Genomic DNA, 20,971 nt, shown 5'->3' on the forward strand with positions numbered 1-20,971 from the left:
GCGGCCACTTTTAGTTCGTGACCGTTCTGGGGGATGCATGCTGCAAAATATCAGGGACAATTCACAGGGTTGGATTGCCAAAACCATCATCGGCCTGATCGTCGTTCTTATGGCGCTGACGGGTGTTGACGCGATCATCACCGGCACGGGCAACAGCCAGAACGCCGCCGCGGTGAATGGCGAGAAGATCAGCCTGAACGAGCTCAACCAGGCTGTGGAGATGCAGCGCCGTCAGCTGCTGCAGCAACTGGGCAAGGATTTTGACCCGGCCATGCTGGACGAAAGGATGCTGCGCGATGCATCCCTGAAAGGGCTGATCGAGCGCTCACTGCTGTTGCAGGGCGCCAAGGACTCCAAGTTCGCCTTTTCCCAGGCCGCTCTCGATCAGGTGATCGTGCAGACGCCTGAGTTCCAGGTAGAAGGTCGCTTCAATGCCGATCGTTTCGATCAGGTGATCCGTCAGCTCGGCTATACCCGTATGCAGTTCCGCCAGATGCTCGAGCAGGAAATGCTTATCGGCCAGCTGCGCGCGGGCCTGTCTGGCAGCGGTTTCGTCACCGACGAAGAAGTGGCCGCTTTCGCACGCCTGGAAAAGCAGACCCGTGATTTCGCCACCCGCACCATCAAGGCCGATGCCGGCGCGGTGAAGGTCAGCGATGACGACGTCAAAGCCTACTATGACGCGCAACAGGCTCAGTTCATGAGCCCGGAGCAGGTGGTCATCGAGTATGTCGAGCTGAAGAAGGATGCATTCTTCTCCCAGGTCTCGGTTACCGATGAAGAGATGAAGGCCGCCTACCAGTCCGAGATCGCCAACCTGGCCGAGCAGCGCGACGCCGCGCACATCCTCATCGAAGTGGGCGGCGACGTCAGCGACGAGCAGGCCAAGGCCAAGATCGAGGATATCCAGAAGCGTCTGCAGAAGGGCGAAGACTTTGCCGCACTGGCCAAGGAGTTCTCCCAGGATCCGGGCTCGGCCAGTGATGGCGGTGACCTCGGTTACGCCGGCAAGGGCGTTTACGACCCGGCCTTCGAAGATGCGCTCTATGCCTTGAAGAAGGATGAGGTTTCCGCTCCGGTGCGCACCGAGTTCGGCTGGCACCTGATCAAGCTGCTGGGCGTGCAGGCGCCTGAAGTGCCGACCTTCGCCAGCATGAAGGCCAAGCTTGAGACCGACCTCAAGGCGCAACGCGTCGAACAGCGTTTCGTCGAAGCCACCAAGCAGCTCGAAGATGCTGCCTTTGAATCCTCCGACCTGGCACAGCCTGCTCAGGAGCTGGGCCTGAAGGTGCAGACTAGCGAGCCGTTCGGTCGTCAGGGCGGTCAGGGTATCGCCTCGAATCGTCAGGTGCTGCAGGCTGCTTTCAGCCAGGAAGTGATGGAAGACGGCAGCAACAGCAGTGCCATTGAACTCGACCCAAATACCCTGGTGGTCATTCGCGTCAAGGAGCACCGCAAGCCGCAGCAGCTGGAACTCGATCAGGTGGCTGACAGCATCCGTGCCCAGCTGACCAAGACCCGTGCCAGCGAAGCGGCCAAGGCGGCTGGTGAGCAGCTGGTCAGCGATCTGCGCGATGGCAAGGCCAAGCCTGAGGGCGCCGAGTGGCAGGTGGTCGAAGCAGCTACCCGCAATCAGGATGGCGTTGATCCGGCCGTGCTGCAGGCGCTGTTCCGCATGCCCAAGCCGACCGGCGAGAAGTCCGAGTTCAGCGGCATTGCCCTGACCAATGGCGACTACGCCGTGATCCGCCTCAAGGGCGTGAGTGAGCCGGAGCAGGCGCTGAGCGACGAGGAGAAAGCCATGTACCGTCGCTTCCTCGCTTCGCGCAGTGGCCAGGAAGACTTCGCCGCGTACCGCAAGCAGTTGGAAAGCAAGGCTGATATCGAGCGCTTCTAAGCGCCGATCTGCCGCAATGACAAAGGCCCCGGTTTCGGGGCCTTTGTTTATCTGCAGGTTTTGCAGGAATCAGCTGGGCAGCCGCTGAACCTGCAGTGCACGTTCAGGGTGTGGCAGGTTCGGGTTTGACGCGGGTCATGAAGGCCGCTTCCAGAAGCTGCCGGGTGTAGGGGTGCTGCGGCGCCTCGAAGACCTGCCTGGCGTCGCCTTGCTCGACGACCTGGCCCTGTTTCACCACCATCAGTTGATGGCTGATCGCGCGAACCACGGCCAGGTCATGGCTGATGAACAGGTAGCTGAGGTTGTACTTGGCCTGCAGCGAGCGCAACAGGTCGACAACTTGACGTTGTACGGTGCGGTCCAGGGCCGAGGTCGGCTCGTCGAGCAGGATCAGCGCCGGCTTGAGCACCAAGGCCCGGGCGATGGCGATGCGTTGGCGCTGGCCGCCGGAAAACTCGTGGGGGTAGCGGTGCCGGCTTTCGGGATCGAGGCCGACTTCCAGCAGTGCATCGATGATCGCCTGTTCCTGCTCGGCCTCGTTGCCGATACGGTGGATGCGCAGGCCTTCGCCGATGATCATGCCGACTGTCATGCGTGGGCTGAGGCTGCCGAAGGGGTCTTGGAACACCACCTGCATTTCCCGGCGCAACGGCCGCACCTGGCGCTGTGACAGGCCGCCCAGGTGGTGCTCACCGAAACGGATGCCGCCCTGGCTGCCGATCAGGCGCAGGATTGCCAGGCCCAGGGTCGATTTGCCCGAGCCGCTTTCGCCGACGATGCCCAGGGTCTGGCCCCGTGGCAGGCTGAAGTTGATGCCATCCACGGCCTTGACGTGATCGACGGTCCGGCGCAGCAGACCCTTCTTGATCGGGAACCAGACCCGCAGGTCTTCGACCTCCAGTATCGGCTGCGCTTCTTCGCAGGCGACCGGATCGCCATCCGGCTCGGCCGCCAGCAACTCGCAGGTATAGGGATGCTGCGGCGTGGTGAACAGCATTTCGCAATCGGCCTGTTCGACCAGCTCACCGTTCTGCATCACGCACACCCGCTGGGCGATACGGCGTACCAGCTTCAGATCGTGGGTGATGATCAGCATGGCCATGCCCAGACGGGCCTGCAGGTCCTTGAGCAGTTCGAGAATCTTCAGCTGCACGGTCACGTCCAGCGCGGTGGTCGGCTCGTCGGCGATCAGCAGCTCCGGCTCGTTGGCCAGGGCCATGGCGATCATCACGCGCTGGCGTTGCCCGCCCGACAGCTCGTGGGGCAGGGCCTTTAGCCGCTTGTGCGGCTCGGGGATGCCAACCAGCTCGAGCAGCTCCAAGGTGCGCTGGGTGGCGGCCTTGCCGCGCAGACCCTTGTGCAGGGCGAGTACCTCGTTGATCTGCTTTTCGATGCTGTGCAACGGGTTGAGCGAGGTCATCGGCTCCTGAAACACCATGGCGATACGATTGCCGCGGATGCCGCGCAGCTTCTTCTCGTTCAACTTGAGCAGATCCTGGCCAGCATAGGTGATGCTGCCGCTGGGATGCTGGGCCAGCGGGTAGGGCAGCAGACGCAGGATCGAGTGGGCAGTGACCGATTTGCCGGAGCCGCTTTCGCCGACTAAAGCGAGGGTTTCGCCGCGGCGGATGTCGAAGCTGATGTGCTTGACCACACTGCGGCTGTGCTCGCCACTGACGAAGGCAACGGACAGGTCGCGGATTTCGACGAGGTTGTCAGGGTGGCTCATGTCATTTCCTCGGGTCGAACGCATCGCGAGCCGCCTCGCCTATAAACACCAGCAGGCTCAGCATGATGGCCAGTACGGCAAAGGCGCTGATGCCCAACCAGGGTGCCTGCAGATTGGACTTGCCTTGGGCGACCAGTTCGCCGAGCGACGGTGCACCGGCCGGCAGGCCAAAGCCCAGGAAGTCCAGGGCGGTCAGGGTGCCGATGGCGCCGGTGACGATGAAGGGCAGGAAGGTCATGGTCGAGACCATGGCATTGGGCAGAATATGGCGGAACATGATCGCGCCGTTGCGCATACCCAGCGCTCGGGCCGCGCGCACGTATTCCAGGTTGCGACCGCGCAGGAACTCGGCGCGCACCACATCGACCAGGCTCATCCAGGAGAACAACAGCATCAGGCCCAGTAGCCACCAGAAGTTGGGCTGCACGAAGCTGGCCAGAATGATCAGCAGGTAGAGCACCGGCAGGCCCGACCAGATTTCCAGAAAGCGCTGCCCCGCCAGGTCCACCCAGCCGCCGTAGAAGCCCTGCAGGGCGCCGGCAGCCACACCGATCACCGAGCTGGCGAGGGTCAGCGCCAGGGCGAACAGCACGGAAATGCGAAAACCGTAGATGATCCGCGCGAGCACGTCGCGACCCTGGTCGTCGGTGCCCAGCCAGTTGGCTGCCGAGGGCGGCGCCGGGGCAGGGACCTTGAGGTCGTAGTTGATGCTCGAGTAGCTGAAGGGGATCGGCGGCCAGATCATCCAGCCATTCTTTTCCTCGATCAACTCCTGGATGTAGGGGCTCTTGTAGTTGGCCTGTAGCGGGAACTCGCCTCCGAAGGTGGTTTCCGGGTAGCGCTTGAGCACCGGGAAGTAGTACTGGCCGTCATAGCTGACCACCAGCGGCTTGTCGTTGGCGATCAGCTCGGCGCCCAGGGTCACGAAGAACAGGGCGAGAAAGATCCACAGCGACCACCAGCCGCGCTTGTGGGCCTTGAAGCGATCGAAGCGGCGTTGATTGAGCGGGGAAAGTGCCATGGCTCAGGCCTCCCTGCTTTCGAAGTCGATACGCGGATCGACCAGGGTGTAGGTGATGTCACCGATCAGTTTCACGACCAGGCCCAGCAAGGTGAAGATGAACAGGGTACCGAAGACCACCGGGTAATCGCGGTTGATCGCTGCCTCGAAACTCAGGAGGCCCAGGCCGTCGAGGGAGAAGATCACCTCGATGAGCAAGGATCCGGTGAAGAAGATACCGATGAAGGCCGCCGGAAAGCCGGCGATGATCAGCAGCATGGCGTTGCGGAATACGTGACCGTAGAGCACTCGGGTGTTGCTCAGGCCTTTGGCCCGGGCGGTGATCACGTACTGCTTGTTGATCTCGTCGAGAAAACTGTTCTTGGTCAGCAGGGTGAGGGTGGCGAAGTTACCGATCACCAGCGCAGTCACCGGGAGCGCCAGGTGCCAGAAGTAGTCGTAAATCTTGCCACTAAGGCTCAACTCGTCGAAGTTGCTCGAGGTCAGGCCGCGTAGCGGAAAGAAGTCCCAGTAGCTGCCGCCGGCGAACAGCACGATCAGCAGAATGGCGAACAGGAACGCGGGAATCGCGTAGCCGACGATGATCGCCGAGCTGGTCCATACGTCGAAGGCGCTGCCGTGCCGGGTGGCCTTGGCGATGCCCAGCGGGATGGATACCAGATACATGATCAGGGTGCTCCACAGCCCGAGAGAAATGGACACCGGCATCTTTTCCATGATCAGGTCGATGACCTTGGCATCACGAAAGAAGCTGTCGCCGAAATCCAATTGGGCGTAGTTCTTTATCATGATCCAGAAGCGTTCGGGCGCCGACTTGTCGAAGCCATACATCTTCTCGATCTCGGCTATCAGTTCAGGGTCCAGGCCCTGGGCGCCGCGGTAGTTGGAGCCGGCGGTGGACACCTCACCACCGCCGCCACCGGAGATACGTCCAGTGGCGCCCCCGGCAGCGGCATCGAAGCCCTCCAGTTTAGCGATCATCTGCTCCACCGGGCCGCCGGGCGCGGCCTGGATGATCGCGAAGTTGATGACCAGGATGCCGAACACAGTCGGGATGATCAGCAGCAGGCGCCGCAGGATATAAGCCAGCATCTAGCGTTCTTCCTGCTCTGGGGTGGCCTTGTCGTCGCTACTGACCACTTCGCCGACCGGCTTTTCCTGCCACCAGGTCATCAGACCGTAATCGTAGAGCGGCGATTTCTCCGGATGGCCGAAGCGCTTCCAGTAGGCGACGCGATAGGCGTCCACGTAGTAGTTGGGCACTACGTAATTGCCCCACAGCAGCACGCGGTCCAGCGCCCGGGTGTGAGTGATCAGCGACTCGCGGGAATCGGCCTGGATCAGCCCCTCGACCAGCTTGTCGATGGCCGGGTCACGCAGGCCGATGAGGTTGCGGCTGCCCGGGTTGTCGGCGCTGCTGGAATGCCAGAATTCACGCTGCTCGTTACCGGGCGAGCTCGACTGCGGCCAGATCGCCGAGGTCATGTCGAAATCCCGCGAGCGCAGGCGGTTGATGTACTGGGAGACATCGACGCGGCGGATCTGCAGGTCGATGCCCAGCTCGGCCAGGTTGCGCTTGAAGGGCAGGATGACCCGCTCCAGGTTGGCCTGGGTATTGAGGAACTCGAAGGTCAGCTGGTTACCGTTGGCATCGACCATCTTGTCGTTCTCGATCCGATAGCCGGCTTCGGTGAGCAACTGGTAGGCGCGGCGCGCCTGGTCGCGAATGATGCCGCTGCCGTCGCTGACCGGCGGGGCGAAGGACTCGGTGAACACGCGGTCGGGAATCTGTCCGCGCAGCGGCTCCAGCAGCTTCAGTTCGGCCGGGCTGGGCAGGCCGCGGGCGGCCATTTCCGAGTTTTCGAAGTAGCTGTGGGTGCGCTTGTAGGCACCGTAGAACAGCTGCTTGTTGGCCCACTCGAAGTCGAATAGCTGGGCGATGGCCTCGCGTACTCGCGGGTCCTGGAACATCGGCTTGCGGGTGTTGAACACGAAGCCCTGCATGCCGGCCGGGTTGCGGTTGGGGAAAGCTTCCTGGATGAAACGCCCGGCGCGCAGGGCCGGTGAGTTGTAGCCGGTGGCCCAGTCCTTGGCCGAATACTCAAGGTTGACGTCGAACTGGCCAGCCTTGAAGGCCTCCAGGGCGACGGCCATGTCACGGAAGTACTCGATGCGGATCTGATCGAAGTTGTACAGGCCGCGAGAAACCGGCAGGTCCTTGGCCCACCAGTCCTTGACGCGCTCGAAGCGGATCGAGCTGTTCGGCGAGAAGTCGGCGATCCGGTAAGGGCCGCTACCCAATGGCGGCTCCAGGCTGCCGCGGGAGAAATCACGGCCTTGCCACCAGTGCTTGGGCAGTACCTGCAGCTGGCCGAGAATCAGTGGCAGTTCGCGGTTGCCGGCGTGCTTGAAGTTGAAACGCACGGTGCGCTCGTTCTCGGCTACCACCTCGGCGACGTCGGCATAGTAGTGCCGGTACATGGGGTCGCCGTGTTCGAGCAGGGTGTTGAAGGTGAATATCACGTCCTCGGCGGTCACCGGGTGGCCGTCGTGAAAGCGTGCCTTGGGGTTGAGAAAGAAGCGCGCATAACTGTCGTCGGCAGCTTTCTCGACCTTCTCGGCGAGCAGTCCGTATTCGGTGAAGGGCTCATCGGGCGAGTGGTAGGTGAGGGTGTCGTAGATAAGCCCGATGCGGTCGGCCGCGTTACCCTTGGGAATGAACGGGTTGAAGCTATCGAAGCCGTTGAGGCCCGGCAGACGCAGCACGCCGCCCTTGGGCGCATCCGGGTTGACGTAATCGAAATGCTTGAAGTTAGCCGGGTATTTCGGCGCCTCGCCGTACAGCGTCAGGGCGTGTTGCGGTGCGGCCTGGGCCAGGCTGGCGAGGCCAAGCAGCAGCAGGGCGCTGCCGTGCATCAGAAATGAACGCAAAGGATGCGTCATTGTGTGGTCTCCGTGGGTTTCAGCCACCAGGTGCGCAGCCCCAGCGTGTAGGGCGGCGTGGCGACGAAGGCAAAGCGGTTGCGGTACGCCAGGCGGTGATAGTCGATGTACCAGTTGGGAATGGTGTAGTACTGCCAGAGCATCACGCGGTCCAGGGCGCGGGTCGCGGCCACCTGTTCGTCGCGGCTGCGGGCCGACAGCAGTTTTTCGAGCAGGGCATCGACGACCGGGTCGTGGATGCCGGCGTAGTTCTTGCCGCCCTTCACGTTGGCCTGGCTGGAGTGGAAGTACAGCGATTGCTCCAGGCCCGGGCTGAGGGTTTGCGGCAGGGTGAGCAGGATCATGTCGAAGTCGAACTGATCAAGGCGTTGCTTGTACTGGGCGCGATCCACGGTTCTCAGGTTGGCCTGAATGCCGATGCTGGCGAGGTTCTCGGTAAATGGCTGAAGAATGCGCTCCAGATTCGGGTTGACCAGCAGGATCTCGAACTGCAATGGCTGGCCCTTGGCACTCATCAGCCGCTGGCCGGAGGGCTTCCAGCCGGCTTCGGCGAGTAGACCAAGGGCGCGGCGCATGGTTTCCCGGGGGATGCCCCGCCCATCGGTGACGGGCATCTTGAACGGCTCGGTAAATAGCTTGGCCGGCAGTTGCCCGCGAAACGGCGACAACAGCAACCATTCGGCGCCCTCCGGCTTGCCCTTGGCGGAAAACTCGCTGTTGGGGTAGTAGCTGGCGGCGCGGGTGTAGGAGCTGTTGAACAGGGTGCGGTTGGTCCACTCGAAGTCGAACATCAGACCCAGGGCTTCACGCACTCGCGCGTCCTCGAAGGTGGTGCGGCGCGTATTCATGAACAGCGCCTGGGTCTGGGTGGGAATCTGATGGGGGATTTCCGCGCGGATCACGTCACCGCGGGTCACCGCCGGAAAGCGGTAGTTGTTGGCCCAGTTCTTCGCCTGCTGCTCGATGTAGAAGTCGAATTCGCCGGCCTTGAAGGCTTCGAAGGCGACATGGCTGTCGCGGTAGAAATCCACTTCGACGCGGTCGAAGTTGTATTTGCCGCGGTTGACCGGCAAGGAGGCGCCCCACCAGTCCTTGACCCGCTCGAAGGTCAGGCTGCGCCCCGGATTGACACGCGTGATGCGGTACGGGCCGCTGCCCAGTGGCGGTTCGAAGGTGGTGGCCTTGAAGTCGCGGTTCTTCCAGTAGTGCTGGGGCAACACAGGCAGTTCGCCGAGGCGCAGGATCAATAGCGGATTGTTGGCACGCTTGAGCACGAAGCGCACGCGGTGGCGATTAAGAATATCGACCCGTTTTACTTCCTGCAGGCTGGTGCGGTACTGCGGGTGGCCTTCCTTGAGCAGCAGTCGGTAGGAGAACGCCACGTCATAGGCGGTGATCGGCTTGCCATCATGAAAGCGCGCCTCGGGTCGCAGGTTGAAGACCACCCAGCTGCGGTCTTCGCTGTATTCCACGGAGCTGGCGATCAGCCCGTAGCTGGAGGCCGGCTCGTCACCGGAGGGATCGTATTGCCCGGTGCCGGCCATCAACGGCTCGTTCAGCTCGGTCACGCCATATTGCAGAAAGTTGGCGGTAGCGACCGGGCTGGTGCCCTTGAGCGTATAGGGGTTGAGCGTGTCGAAACTACCGGCGGCCATGATGCGCAGGGTGCCGCCTTTGGGAGCTTCCGGGTTGACCCAGTCGAAATGGGTGAAGCTAGCGGGATACTTGAGCGCGCCGAATTGCGCATAGCCGTGGCTTTCGCTGAGCGTTGCCCAGGCCGGAAAGCTGGTGGCCAGGCCAAAAAACAGCGAGAGGAGGGGGCGTCTCAAGAGCAGTATCCGATCCGGGGCAGCAAGGTTTCCGTACAGTAACAGCTTGTCTGTACAGGAAAAAGAGCGGCCCCAGCGGTGAACTGCAAGTGTGTTGCAATGCGCGTCAGTTGGCCAGGCGCAGGGTCAGTACCTGGCCCGGTTTCAGGGCCTTGCCGGTGCGGGGATTCCAGCTTTGCAGCTTCTGCATCTGCACGTTGAAACGCTTGGCGATCATGTGCAGGGAGTCGCCCTTGCGTACCTTGTAATAGGTGACGTCGGCGACGGCTTTCGCGCTGGAGCTGTTGCCACCCTGCAGCTTGATGGTCTGGCCGACGCGTAGCGAGTTGCCCTTCAGGGCATTCCAGCGCTGGATGTCGTTGACCGAGACGTTATGCGCCTTGGCGATCTGCCAGAGGTTGTCGCCATTGCGAATGGTGTAACTGCGCGAGGCAACGGCAGTATTGACGGCGCGCTGCGGCGCCTCATCGGGCACCGCTTGCAAGCTGGTCGGCAAGCTCAGGTGCTGACCCACGGCCAGGGTATTGCCAGTGAGCTGGTTGAGCTCCTTGATGGTGGCCACGCTGAGTTCGTAACGATTGGCAATACCGTGCAAATTGTCACCGGCACGCACCACGTATTCCTGCAGACCACGGTCTTCGGGCTTGAGCGTCGACAGGTTGGCGGTCAGCAGTTCGACTTTCTGGGTCGGTACCAGCAGATGCTGGGGGCCGTCCACGGTCACGCGCTTCTTGAAGGCCGGGTTGAGCAGGTACAGCTCGTCTTCATCGACTTCGGCCAGGGCGGCGACGCGGGCCAGGTCCATGCGCTGCTTGAGCTCCACTTCCTCGAAGTAGGGCTCGTTGGCGATCGGCGCGAGGCTCACGCCATAGGCGTCTGGCGCCATGATCACCTGGGACAGGGCCAGCAGCTTGGGCACGTAGTTCTGGGTTTCCTGGGGCAGCGACAGGTTCCAGTAGTCGGTCGGCAAACCGAGCTTCTGGTTGCGCTCGATGGCGCGGCTGACCCGGCCTTCGCCGGCGTTGTAGGCCGCCAGGGCCAGCAGCCAGTCGCCATTGAACATCTCGTGCAGGCGCGCCAAGTAATCCATGGCTGCCTGGGTAGAGGCCGTCACGTCGCGTCGGCCGTCGTACCAGCGGGTCTGGCGCAGATTGAAGTTGCGCCCCGTGGAGGGAATGAACTGCCATAGCCCGACGGCATCGGCCGGCGAATAGGCGAAGGGGTTGTAGGCGCTCTCGATCATTGGCAGGAGCGCCAGCTCCATCGGCATGTTGCGCTCTTCGAGACGCTCGACGATGTAATGAATGTAGGGGTTGCTGCGTTCCCCAGCCTTCTCGACGAACGATGGGTTGCTGGAGAACCACAGGCGCTGCTGCTCGATACGCGGGTTGACGCCAATGGCGTCCTGCAATTTGTAGCCGCCGCGCACGCGCTCCCAGATGTCCTTGGGTTGCTCGGCCTTGGTCGTGCCGTTGATCCATAGCGGCTGATGCGGCGTTCTGCCGCTCAGATCCACCGCTGGCCCATTCTCCACCTGCTGTTGATCGAGGCTCTGGCAGCCGCTGAGCACAGCACAAACAGCCAGGGCGAGCGCTGGATAGCGCAAAGCCAATGCCTTTGAATTCAAGGAGTTAGGTCGAGAGGAGGGCATTGATTGTGGGGGGGGTCCTGGATCGAAAGTCGGGCGATTCTAGAAACCGATCCAGGAGTGGTCAAGTTTTGACCAGGATTTTGCGGGACAGTCGGCGCTTCAGAAGCGGTCTTTCCAGGCGCGTAGTGCGGCAAACACCTCGCTTTCGCTGGCCAGGGGGCGACCTTCGCGGCTGGCGATCATTTCTTTAACCGATGTTTCCGCAGCGCGCAGAAATGGGTTGGTCGCGCGCTCGAGCCTGAGGGTGGATGGCAGGCTGATCTGCCCGTGCTGACGCCACGCTTCGACCTGGGCGAAACGCTCGGCGATATCCGTATTCGCCGGCTCGACGGCCTTGGCGAAGCGCAGGTTGCTCAGGGTGTATTCATGGGCGCAATAGATCAGTGTGTCGTCCGGCAGAGCGGCCAGGCGCTGCAGCGACTGGTGCATCTGCACCGGCGTGCCCTCGAACAGGCGGCCACAGCCTGCGGCGAACAGGGTGTCGCCACAGAACAGCCAGTGATGATCGGGCTGATAGAAGGCGATATGGCCCAGGGTATGGCCAGGCACTTCGATGACCTGCAGGGGCAGACCCAGCACGTCTATATGGTCGCCATCGGCCAGTGCCTGGTCGCGGCCCGGAATGTTTTCGTTGGCCGGCCCAAAGACCCGAGCGCCGGTGTCGCGTCGCAGCTGCTCGACGCCACCAACGTGATCGTTATGGTGATGGGTGATCAGGATGTCGCTCAGCGTCCAGTCGCCATGCTCACGCAGCCAGGCTTGCACTGGGGCGGCGTCGCCAGGGTCGACCACTGCGACACGTTTTTGCTGCTCATCCTGCAGCAGCCAGATGTAGTTGTCGGAGAATGCGCTGAGGGCTTCGATCTTGATCATCAGGTGGTCGCCAAGCCGGGAACAAAGATGCATCTTAGGGGCTATTGACGCTTCAACGCGAGCCGTGTTCCCTCTGCGTGCAACGTCAGTGGACTCAGGGTGTCATTGGTAGAGATGGCCCAGCAGGTACTTTCATGAACGAGCATCCGATGAGCACGCGAACATGACCGACAATCCCTTCGCCCAGGCCGATGCCGACTGGTTGCAACTGATCGGTGCGGCCCGGCAATGGTTCGACGGCCCGCTGGGCCGCTTGCTGCTCGAGCAGGAGCAGCGTTTGCTCGACGAGGAACTGGCGCGTTTCTTTGGCGGCTATCTGGTGCATTACGGCCCCTGTGCGGACACGTCGCTGGAAACCCAGCAAATCCAGCGCAGCGTGCGCCTCGGGGCGCCATTCGCCGGTACGGAGATCGTCTGCGAGGAGCAATCCTGGCCGCTGGTCGAGCACGCCGCCGATGTGGTGGTACTGCAGCACGGTCTGGATTTCTGTCAGTCGCCCCACGGTTTGTTGCGCGAAGCCGCGCGCAGCGTGCGGCCGGGTGGTCACCTGCTGATCGTTGGCATCAACCCGATGAGCGCCTGGGGCGTACGCCATCTGTTCGCTCACGACGTGTTGCACGAAGCCCGCTGCATCGCGCCGCGGCGCCTGGGTGACTGGCTCAACCTGCTGGGCTTCGCGCTGGAGAAACGCCGCTTCGGATGTTATCGTCCGCCGTTTGCTTCGGCGGCCTGGCAGGCCCGGTTGGCTCCCCTGGAGCGCTGGGGTGGCGCCTGGCAATCGCCGGGCGGCGGGTTCTACGTACTGGTGGCGCGCAAGCTGGTGGTCGGCCTGCGCCCGTTGCGCCAGTCCCGCCGTGAGCCCATGGGCAAACTGGTGCCCATGCCGGTGGCCAAGATCAGCCGTCGCGACCGCGACGGCGCCTGATCCGGCCACGCAGATCGAAATCAGACCCTAGATAAAGGCGGCGCATGTCCGATCAAGTTGAGCTGTACACCGATGGTGCCTGCAAGGGCAATCCGGGCGTCGGTGGCTGGGGAGCATTGCTGGTGTTCCAGGGCGTGGAGAAGGAGTTGTGGGGCGGCGAGGCCGTGACCACCAACAACCGTATGGAACTGATGGGCGCGATTCGCGGCCTGGCGGAGCTGAAACGCCCGTGCAATGTGCGCCTGGTCACTGACTCGCAATATGTGATGAAAGGCATCAACGAATGGATGCCCAACTGGAAGAAACGCGGCTGGAAAACTGCCTCGAAGGAGCCGGTGAAGAATGCCGACCTGTGGCAGCAGCTGGATGAGCAGGTCAACCGCCACAATGTGACCTGGGAATGGGTGCGCGGCCATATCGGCCACCCCGGCAACGAGCGGGCCGATCAGCTGGCCAACCGTGGCGTCGAAGATATCAGGAGCATGAAGCGTGCGTAGAGTCGTACTGGATACTGAAACCACCGGTATGCCGGTAAACGATGGCCACCGGGTCATCGAGATCGGTTGTGTGGAGGTCGAGGGGCGGCGCCTGACCGGGCGGCATTTCCACATCTACCTGCAGCCGGACCGTGAGATCGATGAAGGCGCCATCGCGGTGCACGGCATCACCAACGAGGATCTCAAGGACAAGCCGCGTTTCAAGGATATCGCCGACGAATTCTACGAGTTCATCAAGGGCGCGCAGCTGATCATCCACAACGCGCCGTTCGACATCGGCTTTCTGAACAACGAATTTGCCCTGATCGGCCAGCACGAGCGTTCGGACATCGCGGCCTATTGCGACGTACTCGACACCCTGCAGATGGCGCGCGAGCGTCACCCGGGCCAGCGCAACAGCCTCGATGCCCTGTGCAAGCGCTACGGTGTCGACAACTCCGGCCGTGAGTTGCACGGCGCCTTGCTCGACTCGGAGATTCTCGCCGACGTCTACCTGGCGATGACCGGTGGGCAGACCAATCTGTCGCTGGCTGGTGAAGGCGCCGACGGTGATGGCAGTGGCCGCCAGCAAGCCACGCCGATTCGCCGGCTGCCCGCCGATCGCCCGCGTGGCGCGGTGATCACTGCGAGCGCCGACGAGCTGGCTGCCCATGCCGCGCGCCTGGCAGTCATCGAAAAGGCCGCCGGTGCGCCCGCGCTGTGGGCGCAGATGGAAGCGGCCGAGCAGGGCACATCCGCCTCCTGATCGGTCAATTGCGACCTTTTCGTACAGCGCTCTGCGCGAGGGGTTCCGTCCTCTGCGGCGAGTCTCTACCCTGAGGACATAGCGGGTTCATCCCGCATGACCTTAGGTGTAACCGATGTACAAAGACCTCAAGTTCCCGGTACTCATCGTTCATCGCGATATCAAGGCCGATACCGTGGCCGGCGAGCGGGTGCGGGCGATTGCCGCCGAGTTGGAGCAGGACGGCTTCACCATTCTGTCCACCGCCAGCTCCGCGGAAGGCCATATCGTCGCCTCGACCCACCACGGGCTGGCCTGCATTCTGGTCGCCGCCGAGGGCGCCGGTGAAAACCGCCACCTGCTGCAGGACATGGTCGAGCTGATCCGCATTGCCCGACGCCGCGCGCCGCAATTGCCGATCTTCGCCTTGGGTGAGCAGGTCACCATCGAGAACGCCCCGGCCGAGGCCATGGCCGACCTCAATCAGCTGCGCGGCATTCTCTACCTGTTCGAAGATACCGTGCCGTTCCTGGCCCGCCAGGTGGCCCGCGCCGCGCGCAATTATCTCGATGGCCTGCTGCCGCCGTTCTTCAAGGCGCTGGTGCAGCACACCGCGCAATCCAACTACTCCTGGCACACGCCGGGGCATGGTGGTGGCGTGGCCTATCGCAAGAGCCCGGTCGGGCAGGCGTTCCATCAGTTCTTCGGCGAGAACACGCTGCGCTCCGATCTGTCGGTCTCGGTCCCGGAGCTCGGCTCGCTGCTCGACCACACCGGCCCCCTGGCCGCCGCCGAGGAGCGCGCCGCGCGCAATTTCGGCGCCGACCATACCTATTTCGTGATCAACGGCACCTCGACTGCCAACAAGATCGTCTGGCATTCCATGGTCGGCCGTGACGACCTGGTGCTGGTCGACCGCAACTGCCACAAGTCGATCCTCCACGCCATCATCATGACCGGCGCGATTCCCCTGTACCTATCGCCGGAGCGTAACGAACTGGGCATCATCGGCCCGATTCCGCTGAGCGAATTCACCCGCGAGTCGATCCAGGCCAAGATCGACGCCAGCCCGCTGGCCCGCGGTCGCGAGCCCAAGGTCAAGCTGGCGGTGGTGACCAACTCCACCTACGACGGCCTTTGCTACAACGCCGAGCTGATCAAGCGCACCCTGGGTGATTCGGTCGAGGTGCTGCACTTCGACGAAGCCTGGTACGCCTACGCCGCGTTCCACGAGTTCTACGCCGGCCGCTACGGCATGGGCACCAGCCGCGAGGCCGGCGGCCCGATGGTATTCACCACCCATTCGACCCACAAGCTGCTGGCGGCCTTTAGCCAGGCCTCGATGATCCACGTGCAGGATGGTGCGCTATGCCAGCTCGACCGCGACCGCTTCAACGAAGCCTTCATGATGCACATCTCCACCTCGCCGCAGTACGGCATCATCGCCTCGCTGGACGTAGCCTCGGCGATGATGGAAGGCCCGGCCGGGCGCTCGCTGATCCAGGAAACCTTCGACGAAGCGCTGAGCTTCCGCCGTGCCCTGGCCAATTTGGGGCAGAGCCTGAGCAGCGAGGACTGGTGGTTCAGCATCTGGCAACCGCCGCAGACCGAGGGCGCCGACGATGTGGCGACGCCAGACTGGCTGCTGCAGCCGGAGGCCGACTGGCACGGTTTCGGTGACGTCGCCGAAGACTACGTGCTGCTCGACCCGATCAAGGTGACCCTGGTGATGCCCGGCCTTACCGCCGGAGGCCGTCTCGACGAGCGCGGCATTCCCGCTGCGGTGGTCAGCAAGTTTCTCTGGGAGCGCGGCCTGGTGGTCGAGAAGACTGGCCTGTATTCGTTCCTGGTGCTGTTCTCCATGGGCATCACCAAGGGCAAGTGGAGCACGCTGCTTACCGAGCTTCTGGAATTCAAGCGCAGCTACGACGCCAACCTGCCTTTGACTTCGGTGCTGCCTTCGGTAGCCCGCGAAGGCGCGCTGCGTTACCAGTGCATGGGCTTGCGCGACCTGTGCGATGCGCTGCACGACTGCTACCGCGAAAACGCCACCGCCAAATCGCTCAAACGCATGTACACGGTGCTGCCGGAAATCGCTCTGAAACCGGCTGATGCCTACAACCAGCTGGTGCGCGGCGAGGTGGAGGAGGTGCTGGTCGACGACGTCGAAGGGCGCATCGCTGCGGTGATGCTGGTGCCCTATCCGCCGGGCATCCCGCTGATCATGCCGGGTGAGCGCTTCACCTCGGCCACCCGCTCGATCATCGATTACCTGCGTTTCGCCCAGGCCTTCGAACAACGCTTCCCGGGTTTCGATGCCGATGTGCATGGCCTGCAGCGCCACGAGGGCGAGCATGGCAGTTACTACACCGTCGACTGCATCATCGAGAAGTAGGGCGCCCATTGGCGTGACGTGCACTGCGTCACGCCGACCATGATCGACTTTCCGGCGCCGCTTGCTATAGTGGCGCGATTGCTTTGCGGCGTGTGTCGCAGGCTATTCGGCCTGCTTCAAAAAGGATGACTTTCATGGGGCAATACCAAGCTTTTCGTGTCGAACTGCAGGAAAAGATCGCCCATGTGGTGATTGACCGCCCGGACAAGATCAACGCGATGAACGCCGCCTTCTGGACGGAGATCATCGATATCTTCCGTTGGGCCGATGAAACCGATGAAGTTCGCGTGGTGGTGCTGTCTGGCGCCGGCAAGCATTTCTCCTCCGGCATCGACCTCAACCTGCTGGCCCAGGTCAGCAGCCAGCTCGGCAAGGACGTGGGTCGCAATGCCCTGACCCTGCGCCGCAAGATTCTCGAACTGCAGGCCTCGTTCAATGCCGTCGACCAGTGCAGCAAGCCTGTGCTGGCCGCCATTCAAGGTTATTGCCTGGGCGGCGCCATCGATCTGGTCAGCGCCTGCGACATGCGCTATTGCAGCTTGGACGTGCAGTTCGCCATCAAGGAAATCGACATTGGCATGGCTGCCGACGTCGGCACCCTACAGCGACTGCCGCGCCTGATCGGCGACGGCATGCTGCGCGAGCTGGCCTACACCGGCCGCACCATCGAGGCTGCCGAGGCGCGGGAAATCGGTCTAGTTAACCGCGTATTCGAGACCCACGACACATTGCTGAGTGGCGTGATGGACATTGCCCGAAGCATCGCCGCAAAATCGCCGGTTGCCGTGCGCGGCACCAAGGCGATGATCGGCTACATGCGCGATCACCGGGTCGACGATGGCCTCGACTACGTCGCTACCTGGAACGCTGCCATGCTGCAATCGGCCGATCTGCGTGTCGCGATGATGGCCCATACGAGCAAGCAAAATCCCGAGTTCGCTGATTGAGCGCGGTTTCATCACCTGTGCGGGAGGCACATTAGCGAATGGTTTCTGGAGCATCGTCACTGGGCCTGGTTCGCGACGAACTGTTTGCCACGATCGAAGAGGCCGAAGCGAGTCTCGAGCAGTTCATTGTCGAGCGCAACAATGGCACCCTGCTGCAGCAGGCAGTCGACAACCTGCAGCAGGTGCGTGGCACGCTCAACCTGATCGAGCTGACCGGTGCGGAATTGCTCGCCCAGGAAGTGCTCGACCAAGCCACCGATATTCCGGCCGGCATCGGCAGCGAGCGCGACGCCCAGCTGGCGGCGCTCAGCAATGCGTTGCACGTGCTGCGTCGCTACCTCGAAGGCCTCGACGCCCATCGCCAGGAAATGCCCGAGCTTCTTCTGCCGGCGATCAATGATTTGCGTCAGGCCTGCAAACAGCCGCCGCTGCCGGAAAGCTTCTTCTTCAGTGTGCGGCTCGACCAGGCTCGCCCGCGCATGGTGCCGCCGGCACTGGACGCCGCCGCCAAGGAAAGCGAAGGCCGCCGCTTGCGGCAGATGTATCAGGTCGGCCTGTTGGGTTACATCCGCGAGCAGAATCCGGCAGGCAGCATGAAGCTGATGGGCCGTGCCATGAGCCGCCTCGACGGCCTGTTCGCCAACGAGCCGCGCGGGCGCCTGTGCTGGCTCGGCGCAGCCGCTCTGGAAGCACTGAACGATGGCCAACTGCTGCCGCGCAAGTCGCGCAAGCAACTGTTCTCGCGCATCGACCGCGAACTGCGGCAGATGCTGGTCAACGGCTCCTACGAGCCGCCGCGTAGCCTGCTCAAGGAGTTGCTGTATCTGGTGGCGCTATCCGCCGGCCGCGGACCACTGGCGGGCGAGGTGCGCGAGTTATTCGGGATCACCGCGCTGCCGTTCACCGATCACCTGCTCGAAGAGGAATACCAGCGCCTCTCCGGCCCTGGCAAGGCGGTGATGCGTTCGCTGAGTTCGGCGATTCGCGAAGAGCTGGCCAGCGTCAAGGACCTGCTCGACCTAAGTGAGCGCGGCACCCTGCAAGCCGATGGCCTAACCAGCCTGCATGCGCTGCTCGGCAAGCTCAGCAAGACCCTGGCCATGGTCGGCCTGAGCTCGGCCGGCAACTCTCTTGCTAACCAGTTGCCGACGGTCAGCGCCTGGTGCGAAGGCGCGCCGGTCGAGCCAGATCAACTTATCGCCCTGGCCGACGCCGTGCTGTATGTCGAAGGCATGGTGGCGACCTTGGAGCGCGGTGAGCGCATTACCGCGCCGCGTGCCGAGCCTGAAGTGTGTACCTTCGCCCAGCATCAGCTGTTCGAGGCGCGCATCGTGGTGCTCGACGAAGCTCGCGCCGGTCTGGCGCTGGCCAAGCGGGCGATCACGGCCTATCTGGAATCGGCTGGCGATCGTATGCACCTGTCCAACGTGCCGTTCAGCCTGCAGGCCGTGCGTGGCGGCCTGTGGTTCCTAGGTCAGGAGCGCGCGGCGAACCTGGTGGGTGCCTGCGCAGACTATATCCAGGCGCAGATGCTCGACACCGACCAGATGCCTGCTGAAGCTCGTCTCGAAGTGCTCGCCGATGCCCTGAGCAGTCTGGAATATTACCTGGAAGCCGATGCCGGCCTGGCCCAGCCCAGCGTGCTGGATCTGGCTGAAGAAAGCGTTCGCGCCCTGGGCCAAGAGGTGGCCGCCTGATGGCCGCGCATTGGCAACCCGGGCTTCTTGATAGTGATCAGCCTGGCGGGCTGATACTGGCCCATCACCGTCAGCATTTTCTCGGCGACACCAATGGCCTGCTGTTTCCCCGCGAGTGGTTGAAGCAGCAGGAACTGCCGGTGATCGCCGAGCATGGCCTGGGGCACTTTCGTGGCGAGCCGGTCTATCTGCTCGAGCTGCAGGGCAAGGCCGAACTGTCGGGCTGCCATTGGCAGTCGTTGCGCCAAGAGATGCTCGAAGGTGATGCCGAGCTGTTCCAGATGCTCGGTTTTGCCGCGCAGATCGGCACCTGGGCCAGTGACAACCGCTTCTGCGGCAGTTGCGCCACGCCGATGCTGCAGGTCGTCGGCGAGCGCGCCATGCAGTGCCCAGCATGCAGCTTGCGCCATTATCCGCGGCTGTCGCCGAGCATGATCGTGCTGGTCACCCGCGGTGATGAGGTACTGCTGGCCCGCTCGCCGCGTTTCGTCAGCGGCGTGTACAGTACCCTGGCCGGTTTCGTCGAGGCTGGTGAGTCCGTAGAGCAGTGCGTCGCCCGCGAGGTACGTGAAGAGGTGGGCGTCGAGGTTTGCAATATCCGCTACCAGGGCAGCCAGAACTGGCCGTTCCCGCATTCGCTGATGTTGGGCTTTCATGCCGATTACGCCGGCGGTGAGATCGTCATGCAGGAAGAGGAGATCGAGGACGCCCGCTGGTTCTCTATCCATGCGCTGCCACCGTTGCCGGCCTCGCGCTCGATCGCCCGTTACCTGATCGATTCGTACGTGGCCAGCCGTCTGGCAGGCCCTTGAAAAACTACCTACGTTGCCATTGCTGCGTTAAAAACAGCCTCGCGTGCGAGCCCAGTCAAAATGCTCATTTACAGCACGTAAACTGCGCTCTTGACTCACTTCGTTCGCCCTGCGGGCCAGCCTTCGGCTGTTACTCCGCTGCGCTACGTTTAGGCTGTTTTTTGTGGGGGCGCCCAGGCCTTGCACTGACTTCCTCGCCTACGTTTTTCAAAGGCCTGTTAGGCGGCGCTGAACCAGTGCTGCCAGACTAGCCGCGTCGTCAGTCCCAACACCACCAGAATGAAGACCGGGCGGATGAACTTCGAGCCGCCGCCAATCGCCGTGCGCGCGCCGAGAAAGGCGCCAGCCATCAGTGAAAAGCCCATGCACAGGCCCAGCACCCAGGCCACTTGCCCGGCGGCGATGAATACCGCCAGGGCACAGGCGTTGCTGATGAAGTTCATCGAGCGCGCCACACCGCTGGCACGCACCAAGTCCAGTGGGTACATGAGCAGCGTGCTGACCGTCCAGAAGGCGCCGGTTCCCGGGCCAGCCACACCATCGTAGAAACCCAGGCCAATGCCTTGCGGCCATTGCCGGCGGCTAGCGATGGGCAGGTCGGCGTCCAGCGGGGCGTCTGGCGTCTTGCCGAACAGCAGGTAGAGACCGCAGGCGAACACCACCACCGGTAGCATCTTGTTGATCCATTCGGCCGGCATCCAGTGCACCAGTACCGCGCCGCCAATGGCGCCGATGGAGGTGGCGACCATCGCATTCTTCCACTTGCCCGGGCTGAACAGCTTGCGACGGTAGAAGGTGTAGCTGGCGGTCGCCGAACCGAAGGTCGCGCACAGCTTGCTGGTGCCCAGTACCAGATGAGGCGGCAGGCCGGTAGTGAGCAGGGCAGGGATGGTCAGCAGACCACCGCCGCCGGCGATGGCGTCGATGAAACCGGCGATAAACGCGACCAGGGCGAGCAACAGCAGCGTCGTGGGATCGACGGCCATCTCAAAGGGAAGGGACATAAAAGGCGACCTGTATCCAATTGTGTG

Annotated in this window: 16 protein-coding genes; 8 read left to right on the forward strand and 8 right to left on the reverse strand. The window is 62.9% G+C overall.

Annotation, left to right across the window (positions count from 1 at the left end; all coding sequences use genetic code 11):
* The first annotated feature begins 37 nt into the window (after positions 1-37).
* Complete coding sequence (locus PVA39_RS07080; RefSeq protein ID WP_274123489.1) at positions 38-1,897, forward strand: SurA N-terminal domain-containing protein; 1,860 nt, start codon at positions 38-40, stop codon at positions 1,895-1,897.
* Between the two features lie 103 nt (positions 1,898-2,000).
* Here the strand turns inward: PVA39_RS07080 and PVA39_RS07085 are convergent, their stop codons facing one another.
* The 7 genes from PVA39_RS07085 to gloB form a co-directional block, all read right to left on the reverse strand.
* A complete protein-coding gene (locus tag PVA39_RS07085; protein WP_274123490.1) occupies positions 2,001-3,626 on the reverse strand; it encodes an ABC transporter ATP-binding protein in 1,626 nt (541 codons plus the stop codon).
* A 1-nt stretch (position 3,627) separates the two neighbouring features.
* Positions 3,628-4,647, reverse strand: a complete 1,020-nt coding sequence (locus PVA39_RS07090) for an ABC transporter permease (protein ID WP_093504873.1) — start codon at positions 4,645-4,647, stop codon at positions 3,628-3,630.
* A 3-nt stretch (positions 4,648-4,650) separates the two neighbouring features.
* A complete protein-coding gene (locus PVA39_RS07095; protein ID WP_093504871.1) occupies positions 4,651-5,739 on the reverse strand; it encodes a microcin C ABC transporter permease YejB in 1,089 nt (362 codons plus the stop codon).
* Positions 5,740-7,590 (reverse strand): extracellular solute-binding protein, encoded by a 1,851-nt coding sequence (locus PVA39_RS07100; RefSeq protein ID WP_274123491.1) that lies wholly within the window; start codon positions 7,588-7,590, stop codon positions 5,740-5,742.
* Positions 7,587-9,419 (reverse strand): extracellular solute-binding protein, encoded by a 1,833-nt coding sequence (locus PVA39_RS07105; protein ID WP_443200946.1) that lies wholly within the window; start codon positions 9,417-9,419, stop codon positions 7,587-7,589. The genes PVA39_RS07100 and PVA39_RS07105 overlap by 4 nt, the downstream gene beginning before the upstream one ends.
* 106 nt (positions 9,420-9,525) lie before the next feature.
* Complete coding sequence (locus tag PVA39_RS07110) at positions 9,526-11,070, reverse strand: LysM peptidoglycan-binding domain-containing protein (protein WP_274123493.1); 1,545 nt, start codon at positions 11,068-11,070, stop codon at positions 9,526-9,528.
* Positions 11,071-11,169: 99 nt separating this feature from the next.
* Positions 11,170-11,943, reverse strand: a complete 774-nt coding sequence (gloB, locus tag PVA39_RS07115; protein WP_274123494.1) for a hydroxyacylglutathione hydrolase — start codon at positions 11,941-11,943, stop codon at positions 11,170-11,172.
* Between the two features lie 163 nt (positions 11,944-12,106).
* On the opposite strand from gloB, the gene PVA39_RS07120 reads away from it, so the two are divergent.
* The 7 genes from PVA39_RS07120 to nudC all read left to right on the forward strand — a co-directional run bounded on the left by PVA39_RS07120 (position 12,107) and on the right by nudC (position 19,940).
* Entirely contained in the window at positions 12,107-12,868 is a 762-nt protein-coding gene (locus PVA39_RS07120; protein ID WP_274123496.1) for a class I SAM-dependent methyltransferase, read from the forward strand.
* A 44-nt stretch (positions 12,869-12,912) separates the two neighbouring features.
* Positions 12,913-13,365: a ribonuclease HI gene (gene rnhA / locus PVA39_RS07125; protein ID WP_093504859.1), complete on the forward strand. Its 453-nt coding sequence runs from the start codon at positions 12,913-12,915 to the stop codon at positions 13,363-13,365.
* Positions 13,358-14,110: a DNA polymerase III subunit epsilon gene (gene dnaQ / locus PVA39_RS07130; RefSeq protein ID WP_147175858.1), complete on the forward strand. Its 753-nt coding sequence runs from the start codon at positions 13,358-13,360 to the stop codon at positions 14,108-14,110. The genes rnhA and dnaQ overlap by 8 nt, the downstream gene beginning before the upstream one ends.
* A 115-nt stretch (positions 14,111-14,225) precedes the next feature.
* The gene (locus tag PVA39_RS07135; protein WP_274123497.1) at positions 14,226-16,484 is read left to right on the forward strand and encodes an arginine/lysine/ornithine decarboxylase; all 2,259 of its coding nucleotides are present in this window, start codon (positions 14,226-14,228) and stop codon (positions 16,482-16,484) included.
* A gap of 134 nt (positions 16,485-16,618) precedes the next feature.
* Entirely contained in the window at positions 16,619-17,431 is an 813-nt protein-coding gene (locus PVA39_RS07140; protein ID WP_274123498.1) for a crotonase/enoyl-CoA hydratase family protein, read from the forward strand.
* Between the two features lie 38 nt (positions 17,432-17,469).
* Positions 17,470-19,128 (forward strand): ferrous iron transporter B, encoded by a 1,659-nt coding sequence (locus PVA39_RS07145; RefSeq protein ID WP_274123499.1) that lies wholly within the window; start codon positions 17,470-17,472, stop codon positions 19,126-19,128.
* Positions 19,128-19,940 carry an NAD(+) diphosphatase gene (gene nudC / locus PVA39_RS07150; RefSeq protein ID WP_274123501.1) on the forward strand — a complete coding sequence of 271 codons (813 nt, stop codon included), beginning with the start codon at positions 19,128-19,130 and terminating at the stop codon, positions 19,938-19,940. The genes PVA39_RS07145 and nudC overlap by 1 nt, the downstream gene beginning before the upstream one ends.
* Positions 19,941-20,158: 218 nt before the next feature.
* Here the strand turns inward: nudC and PVA39_RS07155 are convergent, their stop codons facing one another.
* Entirely contained in the window at positions 20,159-20,944 is a 786-nt protein-coding gene (locus PVA39_RS07155) for a TSUP family transporter (RefSeq protein ID WP_274123502.1), read from the reverse strand.
* Between the last annotated feature and the right edge of the window lie 27 nt (positions 20,945-20,971).

The organism is Pseudomonas sp. CNPSo 3701, from assembly GCF_028674975.1.
Taxonomy (GTDB): Bacteria; Pseudomonadota; Gammaproteobacteria; order Pseudomonadales; family Pseudomonadaceae; genus Aquipseudomonas; species Aquipseudomonas straminea.